General features: G+C 48.3%; 14 protein-coding genes and 5 tRNA genes. 6 read left to right on the forward strand and 13 right to left on the reverse strand.

The window, feature by feature from the left end:
- The first annotated feature begins 146 nt into the window (after positions 1 to 146).
- The 3 genes from MUG84_RS06120 to MUG84_RS06130 all read left to right on the forward strand — a co-directional run bounded on the left by MUG84_RS06120 (position 147) and on the right by MUG84_RS06130 (position 1,053).
- Positions 147 to 219 (forward strand) — tRNA-Val (locus MUG84_RS06120).
- 355 nt (positions 220 to 574) lie between these two features.
- On the forward strand, positions 575 to 769 hold the full coding sequence (locus tag MUG84_RS06125; protein WP_244721875.1) for a hypothetical protein: 195 nt from the start codon (positions 575 to 577) through the stop codon (positions 767 to 769).
- A 128-nt stretch (positions 770 to 897) separates the two neighbouring features.
- On the forward strand, positions 898 to 1,053 hold the full coding sequence (locus MUG84_RS06130; protein WP_244721877.1) for a hypothetical protein: 156 nt from the start codon (positions 898 to 900) through the stop codon (positions 1,051 to 1,053).
- Between the two features lie 59 nt (positions 1,054 to 1,112).
- Here MUG84_RS06130 and MUG84_RS06135 read toward each other — a convergent pair whose 3' ends face one another.
- The gene (locus MUG84_RS06135) at positions 1,113 to 1,847 is read right to left on the reverse strand and encodes a glycerophosphodiester phosphodiesterase (protein WP_244721879.1); all 735 of its coding nucleotides are present in this window, start codon (positions 1,845 to 1,847) and stop codon (positions 1,113 to 1,115) included.
- 177 nt (positions 1,848 to 2,024) lie between these two features.
- On the opposite strand from MUG84_RS06135, the gene MUG84_RS06140 reads away from it, so the two are divergent.
- The gene (locus MUG84_RS06140; protein ID WP_244721880.1) at positions 2,025 to 2,186 is read left to right on the forward strand and encodes a mechanosensitive ion channel protein MscL; all 162 of its coding nucleotides are present in this window, start codon (positions 2,025 to 2,027) and stop codon (positions 2,184 to 2,186) included.
- 69 nt (positions 2,187 to 2,255) lie between these two features.
- On the opposite strand, the gene MUG84_RS06145 is transcribed toward MUG84_RS06140, so the two are convergent.
- Entirely contained in the window at positions 2,256 to 2,402 is a 147-nt protein-coding gene (locus MUG84_RS06145; RefSeq protein WP_244721881.1) for a hypothetical protein, read from the reverse strand.
- Between the two features lie 203 nt (positions 2,403 to 2,605).
- Between MUG84_RS06145 and MUG84_RS06150 the strand changes: the two genes are divergently transcribed.
- A complete protein-coding gene (locus MUG84_RS06150) occupies positions 2,606 to 3,679 on the forward strand; it encodes an AI-2E family transporter (RefSeq protein WP_244721882.1) in 1,074 nt (357 codons plus the stop codon).
- 45 nt (positions 3,680 to 3,724) lie between these two features.
- Here MUG84_RS06150 and MUG84_RS06155 read toward each other — a convergent pair whose 3' ends face one another.
- From MUG84_RS06155 to MUG84_RS06180, 6 genes are all read right to left on the reverse strand, one after another.
- The gene (locus tag MUG84_RS06155; RefSeq protein WP_280521198.1) at positions 3,725 to 4,402 is read right to left on the reverse strand and encodes a uracil-DNA glycosylase; all 678 of its coding nucleotides are present in this window, start codon (positions 4,400 to 4,402) and stop codon (positions 3,725 to 3,727) included.
- Positions 4,403 to 4,483: 81 nt separating this feature from the next.
- Positions 4,484 to 4,569 (reverse strand) — tRNA-Leu (locus MUG84_RS06160).
- A 231-nt stretch (positions 4,570 to 4,800) separates the two neighbouring features.
- Positions 4,801 to 4,886: transfer RNA gene (locus MUG84_RS06165), tRNA-Leu, on the reverse strand.
- Between the two features lie 21 nt (positions 4,887 to 4,907).
- Positions 4,908 to 4,984, reverse strand: a tRNA-Ile gene (locus MUG84_RS06170).
- Positions 4,985 to 5,024: 40 nt separating this feature from the next.
- A tRNA-Met gene (locus MUG84_RS06175) sits at positions 5,025 to 5,101 on the reverse strand.
- A gap of 96 nt (positions 5,102 to 5,197) precedes the next feature.
- The gene (locus MUG84_RS06180) at positions 5,198 to 5,362 is read right to left on the reverse strand and encodes a hypothetical protein (protein ID WP_164766572.1); all 165 of its coding nucleotides are present in this window, start codon (positions 5,360 to 5,362) and stop codon (positions 5,198 to 5,200) included.
- Positions 5,363 to 5,546: 184 nt separating this feature from the next.
- On the opposite strand from MUG84_RS06180, the gene MUG84_RS06185 reads away from it, so the two are divergent.
- Positions 5,547 to 6,413 (forward strand): YitT family protein, encoded by an 867-nt coding sequence (locus MUG84_RS06185; protein WP_244721884.1) that lies wholly within the window; start codon positions 5,547 to 5,549, stop codon positions 6,411 to 6,413.
- 118 nt (positions 6,414 to 6,531) lie between these two features.
- Here MUG84_RS06185 and pyrE read toward each other — a convergent pair whose 3' ends face one another.
- From pyrE to MUG84_RS06210, 5 genes are all read right to left on the reverse strand, one after another.
- Positions 6,532 to 7,173, reverse strand: a complete 642-nt coding sequence (pyrE, locus tag MUG84_RS06190) for an orotate phosphoribosyltransferase (protein WP_244721886.1) — start codon at positions 7,171 to 7,173, stop codon at positions 6,532 to 6,534.
- Positions 7,170 to 7,907 carry an orotidine-5'-phosphate decarboxylase gene (pyrF, locus tag MUG84_RS06195; protein WP_280521199.1) on the reverse strand — a complete coding sequence of 246 codons (738 nt, stop codon included), beginning with the start codon at positions 7,905 to 7,907 and terminating at the stop codon, positions 7,170 to 7,172. The genes pyrE and pyrF overlap by 4 nt, the downstream gene beginning before the upstream one ends.
- A 15-nt stretch (positions 7,908 to 7,922) precedes the next feature.
- Positions 7,923 to 11,138 (reverse strand): carbamoyl-phosphate synthase large subunit, encoded by a 3,216-nt coding sequence (gene carB / locus MUG84_RS06200; RefSeq protein WP_244721889.1) that lies wholly within the window; start codon positions 11,136 to 11,138, stop codon positions 7,923 to 7,925.
- A 2-nt stretch (positions 11,139 to 11,140) separates the two neighbouring features.
- Positions 11,141 to 12,271: a carbamoyl phosphate synthase small subunit gene (locus MUG84_RS06205; RefSeq protein WP_244721893.1), complete on the reverse strand. Its 1,131-nt coding sequence runs from the start codon at positions 12,269 to 12,271 to the stop codon at positions 11,141 to 11,143.
- Positions 12,272 to 12,396: 125 nt separating this feature from the next.
- The gene (locus tag MUG84_RS06210) at positions 12,397 to 13,677 is read right to left on the reverse strand and encodes a dihydroorotase (RefSeq protein ID WP_244721896.1); all 1,281 of its coding nucleotides are present in this window, start codon (positions 13,675 to 13,677) and stop codon (positions 12,397 to 12,399) included.
- Positions 13,678 to 13,774: the final 97 nt, after the last annotated feature.

Here is a 13,774-nt window from a genome sequence, read left to right on the forward strand (position 1 = left end):
ATTCTATTACTTTGGTGCCTCAAAAATCCCCTTATGACGATCTTCTGGGGCTCATTCTGATATGTATTTGTTTAAAAAAACAAAATAATAATTGACACCCATTCTGCTCGCTGATAAAATATTAAGTATACTTCATTATCCATTATGATCTGCTAGCTCAGCTGGGAGAGCACCATCTTGACAGGGTGGGGGTCAGTGGTTCGAGCCCACTGCAGATCATCACACCGAAACTTCTACAGCTTGCTGTGGGGGTTCTTTTGTTATATATCGAAATCCTTGATTGCGATTAACCTCTACATTTCTACTAACAATCATCATCGCTGTGCAAGCAGTAAGCAGTTCAACCTCCTTGTCCGCCCTAACCATTTTACATGCCCGCAATACTTACCTAATATTTCCTTCGATCCCAGTATAACACAAGCATTTCCTCTTAAAATAGTATGTAAATTCCATGTTAATTTTTGGGTCTATTTTCTCATGATTGTAACAAATAAGTACTTTATATCTAGCTTCTTTTCCCGTATGATAGGAATAGAAAATGATTCCAAAGTCTTTATAACAGGAGAATAGTCACATGGAAAAAGAAATTGAACTTGCCATTAAACGTGGACATCAGGTTTTCGTGAAAAGCGTGGATGGCAGCACTCTCACAGGCTTCCCGGAACAATCCAGTAATCCTGAAAAGCTAAAAATGCGAACCGCTCTCGGCTCCTTCTGGATTCCCATGGAGGAAGTCAGCTATGTATCGCGCCTAATTACATTCAAATAACTGAAACTGCTGCATGCTGCAGCGGTTTTTTTCTTGCCTCCCGCGGTCTGCCGGATGCTGATTCCGTATAGGAAGAAAGACTTTGGTTCAACCTATGTGGAACCGATGCAGAAAGGAAATGGATTGCGATGGAAAAGCAAAATGACCATGAAGAAAATAGATTCCCTGGAGTGGATCCGATTCCTGTTCCAGGTACGGAAAATCCCTCTTCCACCAGCATGATTGAGGATATTTTGGAGGAAGGCTCTGAGGAAGCACGTAAACGCAAGGAAAACAGTGACTAAATACAAATAAACCGGTTGCCTAATGCAGGCCCGGTTTATTTTCGTTTACAACTGCTGAGCTATACTTTCGCTGCCAAAAGTGCTGCGAGCCGATCCGGATAATCGGTGATGATTCCGTTCACCCCGGCCTGCAGTAACCGCTGCATCTCTTTAACGTCATTGACGGTAAATGGATGATACACCATGCCAGAAGTCTTGGCGCCTTGCACAAACTCCGGCAGCACCGCGTAATGATAGGCATGCAAAGCGTCCGCCTTAATCGTTTTAGCGTATTCCCAAGGTTCGTAGAGGCCTTCCATATACAGTATGCCTGTCCGGATCTCCGGAGCCAGCTTTTTGCAGAGAACTAGGGAGTAATGATTGAAACTGGAAATCACGACACGCTCACTCATGTTAAAGGCTCTTACGCGATCGATGACCTTCTGCTCCAGGCCTTCATACAGAATGACACCATTTTTCAGCTCGATGTTCACAATCGTCTCGGTGTCCTTTACGAGCTCCAGAAGCTCGTCCAGAAGAGGGATCCGCTCATCCTGAAAAGCAGAATCGAATTTGCCGCCCGCATCGAGGTTCTTCAGTTCCTTCAGGGTATGATCTTTTACCCATCCGGTACCGCTGGTTATTCTCTCAAGCGTTTCATCATGAATCAGCACGAGCTGTCCGTCTTTGGTAAGCTGTACATCCGTTTCGATGCCTGTAGCGCCCTGCTCCAGAGCCTTTCGAAAAGCAGCCATCGTATTCTCCGGACAAATTTTGGATGAGCCCCGGTGTGCAAAATTAATGATATTTCCCAATCTTTCCAACCTCCCTTATGTACCTTCTCAAAAGCTATTATATTTCCTAATTGTCAAAGCCATGTTAACAGCAAAATTAACAAATCTCTAAGCTAAAATTCATCTCCAGTTAACAACCCTATTTTATCATGAATATAACCAAAGATAATAAAAATAGATTCCAAGGAGTGGAGAAATATGATCGTTTTTGATGTGATTGTACACGGAGAAGTTAAGGAAACCATACACCCGATAAGCCAGCGCCTGCATGCAATGCTTGCACAAGTCACTGAAGAAGCGCGGCGGCTCAGCAAAGTCTATGGCACACCCGTTCAGGTCAATCGCCGAATTATCTACTAAACACGGGTAATCATATTTTTAAATTTCACCAAACAGCCCCTTGTATTACCAAAGCCGGACTCCATTTTTTCAGCCATGTATCATGACTGATAATGACGGCTCTTTTTGTTTTCCCCAGAATCGTATTTCCTCATAATTTGTGTTATTCTTATGCAATAGGTATAGGTTAAATACTCCACCATATCCGTATCCAACGCTACCAACCACTTCACTCATAGATATTCCCCTCCTTCGCCTTGTACTCATTCATATCGTTTGCCGAATGATTGGACAGAAGGATCATTACCTGAGTTCCAGGGCTAAATACGCCTTGATCTTACGGATGTCATGATGATCAGAAGACCGTTATAAGGGCTAATGGGGTATATATATAAAAAATATAGATTAAAATGTACATATTAAAGCTAGGGGGATTCCAATTGCTGCAGAGCAAATATTTTCGTACATGCCTGGGGATTATTTTCGCATTGTTGATTATTTACCTAGGCACTAAAGTTAGTTTTATTTTTAAGCCGATCGTTTTACTGGTTAATATCATGATCATTCCGGTAATGCTGGCGGGATTTATGTATTACCTCCTGCGGCCGCTCGTCAATTTCCTGGCAAAACACCGTTGGCCTCGGCCCATCTCCATTCTATTGATTTATCTGGTATTTGCAGGACTTATTGTCCTGTTCTCCATTTCTATATGGCCTACACTTCGTGAGCAGCTGATCAATTTTGCCAATAACGCTCCTCATTTTGTGCAAGACCTGCAGAGACAGTTCGAGAAGTTACAGCAAAACAGCCAACTCTCAAAAATATTACCAAGCGAATCGGAACTGACTTCGAAGATTATCCAGTATCTCAATAAATTAATTGCATCCGTGACCAATTCCATATCCAATGCGATTGCGGTCATCTCCAATGTCTTGGTCATTTTTGCGACTGTGCCGATCGTGCTGTATTACATGCTGAAGGAAAGCAGCAAGCTGATACCGTCCCTGCTACACTTTCTGCCGCGCAAATACCGCAAAGAGGGCCAAGAGGCACTGCTGGAAATCGATTCGGCTATCAGTAACTTCATTGTCGGCCGCGTCGTACTAAATATCATTCTAGGCGTGCTAATGTATATCGGTTTTCTAATTATTGGCTTACCGTATTCCATGCTGCTGGCGTTTATTTCTATTTTCCTTAATTTTATCCCTTATGTAGGCGCCTTTCTTGCTGGCATACCGATCGTCATCGTCGGCTTTATCGATTCGCCTTCTACAGCCCTCTGGTCGCTTGTGGTCATCTTAGTCGCACAGCAGGTTCAAGATAACCTGCTCGCTCCGTATATTTACGGCAAATCACTGGAGATCCATCCGCTGACAACGATCGTACTGCTGCTGATCGGCGGCGGCATCGCCGGTATTATTGGTGTACTTCTCGCCATTCCGGTCTATATGATCGCCAAAATCATTTTTGTACGGATCTACAAGCTGTTCCTCTCAGAGAAAATGGAGACTTAAAGGAATGAAAAAGCGGGCCACTCGGCCCGCTTTTTTTTGTTTATGCTATAGGTTAGGTATTGTCCAGTCAATTGGTTCCATATTATGCGACTCGAGAAACGCATTGGTTCTGGAAAAAGGCCGACTGCCAAAAAATCCGCGATGCACCGACAGCGGGCTTGGATGCACTGACTCAAGTACCAGATGCTTCTTGCGGTCAATGAATGCACCTTTCTTCTGCGCATGGCTTCCCCACAAAATAAAGAGCATCGGCTTGTCCCGCTCGTTTAGCTTTTCGATTACCGCATCGGTAAATCGCTCCCATCCGAGTCCCTTATGAGAATTGGCTTGTCCCTCGCGGACAGTCAGAACCGTGTTCAGCAGCAGAACCCCCTGCTTCGCCCAGTGAACCAGGTATCCGTTGTTCGGAATAGGCACTCCAAGATCACTGTGCAGCTCTTTATAGATATTACTTAGGGAAGGAGGTATTCTGACGCCCGGCAGCACGGAAAAGCTCAATCCATGCGCCTGTCCCGGTCCATGATAAGGATCCTGTCCTAAAATGACGACTTTCGTATGTTCATAGGAAGTCAGCTTCAGCGCTTGAAACAAATTGTCTTTCGCGGGGTAAACCGTATGCAGTTTATATTCCTTGGCAAGCGCATAACGCAAATCATTGAAATACGGCTTCTCCACTTCCTCCTTCAGCTGCTCATCCCAATCATTTTCAAACATTTCTACCATTCTCCTCTCCGGTGTGAAATCTTCGAAAAAAAGTCCGGTGCAACCCTATGCACCGGACTTTCTCAAAATATGTGCTTGATATGCCGAGGACCGGGATCGAACCGGTACGGTAGTCACCTACCGCAGGATTTTAAGTCCTGTGCGTCTGCCAATTCCGCCACCCCGGCACGCAAAGTATTTATTCATAAGCTGTTTCAGCAGACAAAATTTAATTTATCACGTTTATAGAAAGCTTGCAACTAAAAAATGAATAAAAACATTTATCGGCGTACTTTCATAGGAGATAGACCGCGTTTGTATTAGAACACAAAAAACTCCTTTCGATCACTGATGGAAATCATCAGAATCAAAAGGAGGCTTTTCGAATACAGCCATATTTCAATGCACTTTCTTGTAAATGCCGAGGACCGGGATCGAACCGGTACGGTAGTCACCTACCGCAGGATTTTAAGTCCTGTGCGTCTGCCAATTCCGCCACCCCGGCAAATGCGCTTGATACCTAATATGGTGGGCCCTGAGGGACTCGAACCCCCGACCAGTCGGTTATGAGCCGACCGCTCTAACCAACTGAGCTAAGGGCCCTGATCAAATATGTTATCGATCAAAATAATGACTGTAAAATTGGTTGCGGGGGCAGGATTTGAACCTGCGGCCTTCGGGTTATGAGCCCGACGAGCTACCGGACTGCTCCACCCCGCGTCATTAATCAGTAGTAAATAGCGACAAGAATTAATATACAGTATAAACACGCTCTGCGTCAAGTATTTTTTTATGGAATAAAATATCTCATGTTTTTCAAGGAATAAAGCGAACACCATATCTCCCTTTACGCGAACGGAAAATTTCGACCAGATGAGGATCGTCATAGCCGTAAATCCAGCCATTCTGTTCAAGTCTTTTCGCGAGGCATCCAGCTTGAAATTTCGTCTTATACAACTTCCCAAAATAAACCCATTGCATGTTTCTAACCCCTTTCTGCCATGATAAATGGTGTCGTTGGCTATTGTTACCTGATGAGGCACACATCATGCATTTTGGGATTTTCTTTAAGATTTCTTTGAGATTGTTTATGAATTATTTTATAATATTAATAATATTAACTAAGTTGTTTAATATTAAACTTTTCTGGAAGCGAGGAATTTGAATGGCAAAAACACACAGGAAGCACTCTCCCGCCGACTTATTGAAGAAATTTATTTTTATCACTGCCGGTGCAGTCTTAATGGCTGTTGCGCTCGAGGTATTTCTCGTACCGAACGATATCATTGACGGCGGCATCACTGGTATCTCCATTGTTTTATCCAAAATTACAACGCTCCCTCTCGGGATTTTCCTCTTTATAATCAACCTTCCCTTTTTGTTCCTGGGCTACAAACTGATCGGCAAAACCTTTGCCATCTCTACACTGTACGGCATCGTCGTCATGTCAGTCATGACGCAGATCCTACATGATGTTCAGCCCTTTACCAATGAAAAAATACTGGCCGTGTTGTTTGGCGGTCTGATCTTAGGTCTTGGCGTCGGCCTCGTCATCCGATTTGGCGGCTCGCTGGACGGAACGGAAATCGTGGCCATTTTGCTTTCAAAAAAGACCCGCATTCCCGTCGGACAGATCATCATGATCATGAACGTGTTTATTTTTATCATCGCCGGGTTTGTGTTCGGATGGGATTCTGCCATGTACTCTATCTTCGCGTATTATATGGCTTCAAAGGTCATGGATATCGTCGTAGAGGGTCTCAACGAATCCAAATCGGTTACCATCATCTCTAGCGAATATGAAGAGATTTCCCAAACAATTCGTGACCGTCTTGGGCGCACAACGACTTTCATATATGCACGCGGCGGCTATTCTGGAGAAGAAACGCAAATGATCTATTGCGTCGTTACCCGCCTTGAGCTTTCGAAGCTGAAATCCCTTGTTCATGAAATCGATCCCAAAGCCTTTATCGCGATTGAGCATGTTTCGGACGTGCTTGGGGGAAATTTCGAGAAGAGTGCGATTCACTAAAACCGTTAAGTCGCAATAAAGTGATATATAACAAAAAGCAGCCCGAGGGCTGCTTTTTGTTAACATTATAGAATTTATAAATTTCAGCGAAGCGGAAGCCATTCATAAATTGTAAATATTACACGCCGAAAGAGGAAGGATCTTTTCTCCATGCTTTAAGCGCAGCCACATCCTCTTCCTGGATCATGCCTTGCTCCAAGGCTACATCCATCAGCGCACTGTAGTTTGACAGCGTCTGGAGCGGAATACCCGCATCGCTGAATGCTTGTACGGCCTTGTCCAGCTGATAGCTGAAAATAGCGAGTACGGCTTGAGGCTCAGCTCCCGCGTCTTTAACGGCAAGCGCAGCTTTGATGGAACTTCCGCCGGTTGAGATCAGGTCTTCAATGACGATCACTTTCTGACCCGGCTTAATCATACCTTCGATCTGATTTTCCTTGCCATGTCCTTTCGCTTTGTCGCGGATATAGGCCATCGGCAGGTTCAGCTTCTGCGCAACCCATGCTGCGTGCGGGATACCTGCTGTTGCCGTACCGGCAATCACTTCGGTATCCGGATACTGCTCGCGGATCACTGCAGCAAACGATTCGGCGATATACTCGCGGATCTCGGGATAAGACATCGTAAGGCGGTTATCGCAGTAAATTGGGGACTTGATGCCGGAAGTCCAGGTAAAGGGCTGCTTCGGACGCAACGCCACCGCTTCGATCTGCAGCAAATACGCTGCGATTTGACCAGGGATTTCTGCTAGTTTCGTCATGCTTCCAACATCTCCTTAATAATTTGTTCAGCAGCTTCTCTCGGCTTCTCAGCCGCCGTTATCGGCCGTCCGACGACGATGTAGCTGCTTCCGTTCCGAATGGCTTCTCCCGGCGTCAGAACGCGCTTCTGATCGCCCTGATCACTTCCTGCCGGACGGATGCCCGGGGTTACGGTAACAAAATCCTTCCCGCAGACGCTCATGATATCAGCGGATTCCTGTGCCGATGCCACCACGCCGTCAAGACCTGCTGACTGGGTCAGCTCCGCATAACGGATGACCGCGTCCTTCACCGTTCCTGGAATGCCAATCTCCTGATTCAGCACGTTCTGTCCTGTGCTGGTCAACTGCGTAACGGCGATGACAAGTGGCTTTTCCAAGGCTGAATCGGACTGAAGGGCCTTGTCCACACCATCCAGAGCAGCCTTCATCATGTCCTTGCCGCCAGCCGCATGAACATTAAACATGTCCACACCAAGACGGGTGATGCTTTCAGCTCCACCCTTCACCGTGTTAGGGATATCATGCATTTTCAAATCAAGAAATACCTTATAGCCGCGGGTTTTCAGTTCCCGCACAAAATCCGGGCCTGCAGCATAATACAGCTGCATGCCCACCTTCATGTAACATGGAATGCCCTCAAGCTCCTGAAGCAGGTTCTTGGCTTGACTCGCATCCGGGTAATCGAGGGCCACGATTAAGCGGCCCGCCATTTCCTTATATTGTTCATTCATATGAGTGCGTACCTCCTAGCGATCGGCGAATGCTGGCATCGCGGAGGATGAGAAATTGATCGTGTCGAGCATGTTCAGCAGCGCTCTGACCGTATCGAGGGAGGTCATACATACAGCCCCGTTCTCAACCGCTTCACGGCGAATCCGGAATCCGTCACGCTCAGGCGTTTTACCTTTGGTCAGCGTATTGAAGACGAATTGCGCTTCTCCGTTGCGGATCAGATCCAGAATGTTGGGCGTGCCTTCGCTGAGCTTTTGAACCGTCGTTACGAGGATTCCAGCATCGCTGAGCGCCTTCGCCGTTCCGCCTGTCGCATAGATTTTGTATCCAAGGCGTCTGAAGCCTTTCATCAGCTGGGCCGCTTCGGCTTTGTCCTTGTCGGCTACCGTGATGATGATCGCTCCGGTGGAAGGAATCTTCATGCCTGCCCCGATCAAGCCTTTATACAAGGCTTTGGCATACTGCAGATCGCGTCCCATAACCTCGCCTGTCGATTTCATCTCTGGTCCGAGCGTAGGCTCGACTCTGCGCAGCTTCGCAAAGGAGAAGACCGGTACTTTGACCGATACGTATTCGCTTTCCGGCCACATGCCTTCTTCATAGCCCAGATCCTTCAGCTTTTTGCCGAGAATTGCTTGTGTCGCCAGATTGGCCATCGGAATGCTTGTTACCTTGCTCAGGAACGGAACCGTCCGGGAAGAGCGCGGGTTAACTTCGATGACGTAAACTTCATCTTTGTAGATGACGAACTGGATGTTGACCAGACCGATCGTTTTCAGTTCCTTCGCAATGCGGGTCGTGATGCTTATGATCTTGTCTTTCAGGTGCTGCTCCAGATGCTGCGGTGGGTAAACCGCGATCGAGTCGCCGGAGTGCACACCTGCGCGTTCGATATGCTCCATAATTCCCGGAATGACCACCGTTTCACCGTCACAGATTGCATCGACTTCGACTTCCTTGCCGAGCATGTAGCGGTCAATCAGTACCGGATGTTCTGGATTGATTTTCACGGCTTCTTCCATGTAGCTCAGCAGCTCAGCGTCAGAGTATACGATTTCCATCGCACGTCCGCCAAGGACATAGGATGGTCTCACAAGAACCGGATATCCGAGGGACTGCGCCGTACCTACCGCTTCGTCAACCGATGTCACCGTGCTGCCTTTTGGCTGCGCGATATCAAGACGAGAGAGCAGTGCTTCGAACTTTTTGCGGTTTTCAGCTTCATCAATGCTTTCCAGGCTGGTTCCGAGAATCGGAACGCCTGCTGCACTCAGCGGTGCTGCCAGGTTGATGGCAGTTTGTCCACCGAACTGTACGATAACTCCGATCGGCTTCTCCTGCTCGATGACGTTCATGACATCTTCGAAGAACAGCGGCTCGAAGTACAGTCTGTCTGAGGTGCTGAAGTCGGTAGATACCGTTTCAGGGTTGTTGTTGATGATGACTGCTTCATACCCGGCATTTTGAATCGCCCATACCGCATGTACAGTCGAGTAGTCAAACTCAATGCCCTGGCCGATCCGGATCGGACCGGAGCCCAGCACAACCACTTTTTCTTTATTCGATTTTGTCACTTCGTTCTCTGTTTCATAGGTCGAGTAGTAGTACGGCGTGGAAGCTTCGAATTCAGCCGCGCAGGTATCTACCATTTTGTATACCGGACGCAACTCATGCTGGATGCGGTACTCGCGCACTTCAGCTTCAGTCGTGTAGTTGTCCGCATGGACCTCAGCGCGCAGTTCTGCAATCGCACGGTCCGTGAAGCCCATGCGCTTTGCTTCGTACAGTGTTTCATAAGTAAGTTCTTTTTGCTGGATCTGCTTTTCGAAATGGATCAGACCTTGTAGCTTGTCGAGGAACCACCAGTCCACTTTGGTCAGATCTTGGATCATTTGTAAATCATAGCCGCGGCGGAAGGCTTCGGCGATCAGGAAGATGCGCTCGTCGTCGACTTTAACCAGACGTTCCTTCAGCACTTCCTCGCTCAGCTCCTCCGTCCCTTTTAGGTAGAAGCGGTGTACGCCGATTTCCAGGGAGCGAATCGCTTTATGGATAGATTCCTCGAATGTTCGTCCGATCGCCATTACTTCGCCGGTCGCTTTCATTTGCGTTCCCAGCTTGCGGTTGGCGTGGATAAATTTATCGAAAGGCCAGCGCGGGATTTTGCTTACGATATAGTCCAGCGTTGGTTCAAAACATGCATAAGTTTGCCCGGTTACCGGGTTGATGAGTTCGTCAAGTGTGTAGCCCATGGCGATTTTAGCCGCCATTTTGGCGATCGGGTATCCTGTTGCTTTGGAAGCAAGGGCCGAAGAGCGGCTTACCCGTGGGTTAACTTCAATAACATAGTATTGGTAGCTTTGCGGATCCAGCGCAAACTGTACGTTACATCCACCCTCGATGTTAAGAGCGCGGATGATTTTCAGGGAGGCCGATCTCAGCATTTGGTACTCGCGGTCAGACAGCGTCTGGCTTGGTGCCACGACGATACTGTCGCCTGTGTGTACGCCAACCGGGTCGAAGTTTTCCATGTTGCAGACCACGATGCAGTTGTCGTTCGCGTCACGCATTACTTCGTATTCGACTTCCTTCATACCGGCGATGCTCTTCTCGATCAGACATTGTCCAATCGGGCTGTAACGGATACCAGAGGACACGGTTTCGCGCAGTTCTTCTTCGGTCGCGCAGATCCCGCCACCCGTTCCGCCAAGCGTGTAGGCCGGACGGACGATGACCGGATATCCGACTTCTTCCGCAAATACAAGCGATTCATCCAGAGTCGTTACGATGGTACTTTCCGGTACTGGTTGCTCCAGCTCACGCATTAGCTCGCGGAACAGGTCGCGGTCTTCGGCTTTTTCAATGGATGTCAGTTGGGTTCCGAGCAGCTTGACGTTCTCCTGCTCCAGGATGCCTGCCTTCGCCAATTCTACCGCCATGTTCAGGCCGGTTTGTCCGCCGAGTGTCGGCAGCAGTCCGTCTGGACGCTCCTGACGGATAATTTGTGTTACAAAATCAAGAGTAATCGGTTCAATATAGACTTTGTCAGCCATATTGGTATCTGTCATGATCGTTGCAGGGTTGCTGTTGATGAGAACAACCTCAACGCCTTCTTCTTTGAGTGCCTCGCAGGCCTGAGTGCCTGCGTAGTCAAATTCCGCCGCCTGACCGATGACGATCGGGCCCGAGCCAATAACGAGGATTTTCTTAAGTTGTTTATTCAGTGGCATGATTAACGTTCTCCTTTCGCGGCTGCAGCAAGCTCAGCCTGGCGCGGGTTCGCCGGATTCTGCTGTTTGTGTTCTCTGATCATCTCCAGGAACTGATCGAAGAGATAGCTATTATCATACGGACCTGGTGCTGCTTCCGGATGATATTGTACGGTGAAGGCCGGATATTTTTTATGTTTCAGACCTTCGACGGTTTTATCATTATTGTTGATATGTGTTACTTCAAGCTCTGTACCTGCAATCGATTCCTCATTCACCGTATAGCCATGGTTTTGGGAAGTGATATAGCAGCGATTTGTTCTCAAATCTTTAACCGGATGGTTGCCGCCGCGGTGTCCGAATTTAAGCGCTTCGGTATCGGCGCCGCAAGCCAGTGCAAACAGCTGATGTCCAAGGCAGATCCCAAAGATCGGGTATTCGCCGAGAAGCTCTTGGATGGTACGTATCGCATGCGGTACGTCTTTCGGGTCCCCAGGACCGTTGGACAGCTGAATTCCGTCCGGATTCAGGTGGCGGATTTCTTCTGCCGTCGTATCTTGAGGTACAACGACCACATCACAACCGCGGGCCGTAAGTTCACGCAGGATGCCTGTTTTCGCACCGTAGTCTACCAGAACGATCCGCTCTCTCGAGCCTGGACTGCTGTACACATGTTTGGTAGAAACCGTAGCAACCTGATTTGTCAAGATCGGGCTTGCCGCCAGACGCTCTCTTAGTTCTTCAACCGACTGGGCCGACGTCGTGAGAATTCCCTTCATCGTTCCGTGCTGACGGATCATGCGGGTCAGCATACGGGTATCAATGCCGCTGATGCCCACGATGCCGTATTCTTTCAGCAAGCTGTCCACACTGTATTCCGCGCGCCAGTTGCTTGGCACCGTTTCATGACGGCGTACGACGAAGCCGTGCACGAATGGCGCCACAGATTCAAAATCATCACGTGTAATTCCGTAGTTACCGATCAGCGGATATGTCATGGTTACGATCTGTCCGCAGTAAGATGGATCAGACAGCACCTCCTGGTAACCAGTAATCCCCGTATTGAATACAACCTCACCCGTTTTTTCACCTTCCGCACCGAAAGCACTGCCCGTAAACAGTGTTCCATCCTCCAGAAGCAATCTTGCCTGCATTCCTCTCACTCCTCTGTCAAATACGTATGTTTGGTGATGCTGCAATTCATGTTCGTTCTTTTGCAGCATTCATCTATTCTGTATCTTTTGCTTTCATGAATCTGTCTTTGGTTTCGTTCCAAGCCTTAATCAGCCCATACAACCTTGCCGTTCACCCATGTTTTCACCGGCCAGCCTTTCAGCTTCCATCCGGTAAATGGAGTATTGCGTCCCTTCGTCGCGAACTCTGCAGGATTGACCTCTTTTTCCGTATCCAGGTCGATCATGGTCAGGTCAGCAGGTGCTCCCTCTTCCAGTCTTCCTGTATCCAGTCCGAACACCTTAGCAGGGTCAGCAGTCATACGGCGCACCAGCATGGCGAGATCCCATTTTCCCGTCTCTACGAATTTCGTGTAGAGAAGCGGGAAAGCTGTCTCGAAGCCTACGATGCCGAATGGCGCCATTTCCATCCCTTTTGCTTTTTCCTCTTCGGTATGAGGAGCATGATCCGTTACGATGATGTCCAGCGTTCCGTCTAGAAGTGCTTCGATACAAGCTTCAACGTCACGCGGAGAGCGAAGCGGCGGGTTCATTTTCCAATTGGCGTCAAGGCCTGGAATATCTTCATCGGACAGCAGCAGGTGATGCGGGCATACCTCTGCAGTTACCTTGATGCCGATTGATTTGGCTTGGCGGATCAGCCTTATGGATTGCTCCGTGCTCACGTGGCACACATGGTAGTGGACTCCCGTCGCTTCGGCGAGAAGAATGTCCCGGCCGACATGGATCGCTTCCGATTCATTCGGTATCCCCACTAGTCCATGCTTTTCTGCAAATTTGCCTTCCGTAACGCTTCCCTTTTCCACCAGGGAATTCTCTTCGCAGTGTGCGATGACCGGCATATCCAGCTCGGCAGCCATCCGCATGGCGTTTTTCATCATTTGCGCGTTCTGTACACCTACGCCGTCGTCGGTAAATCCGATCGCACCAGCAGCCTTGAGGGCTGCAAAATCAGTCAATTCCCGTCCAAGCTCCCGGACCGTAATGGCCGCATAAGGAAGGACCTTTACGAGTCCAGCTTCGCGAGCCTTATCCAGCACCAGCTGTACGGTTTCCGGATTGTCTGTTACCGGTTTGGTATTTGGCATACAAGCGATGGTTGTAAATCCGCCCTTAGCAGCCGAACGGCTTCCGGTTTCAATCGTTTCCTTATGTTCAAAGCCAGGCTCGCGCAAATGAACATGCATATCGATCAGCCCTGGCGTCACCAGCTTGCCTGCAGCATCCGTCACTTCGGCTCCTGCCTGCGGCTCCCATGCCGAGTCTCCATCGATCAGACTCCGGATGACTCCGTCCTCCAGGATGATATGCTTTTTGACCAGTTCACCTTGTTCATTCAACACGCTGGCATTCGTAATAATCTGCACGTTGTTTACCTCCGCTCGTTGATTGGCGCTGTGGCTTCCAATCTATTGTATAATAATAATTCAAGTTTGTGTATATTTATTAATTCATTTGCATGTA

Source organism: Paenibacillus mangrovi, from assembly GCF_022898935.1.
In the GTDB taxonomy this organism is placed as follows: Bacteria; Bacillota; Bacilli; order Paenibacillales; family Paenibacillaceae; genus Paenibacillus_AQ; species Paenibacillus_AQ mangrovi.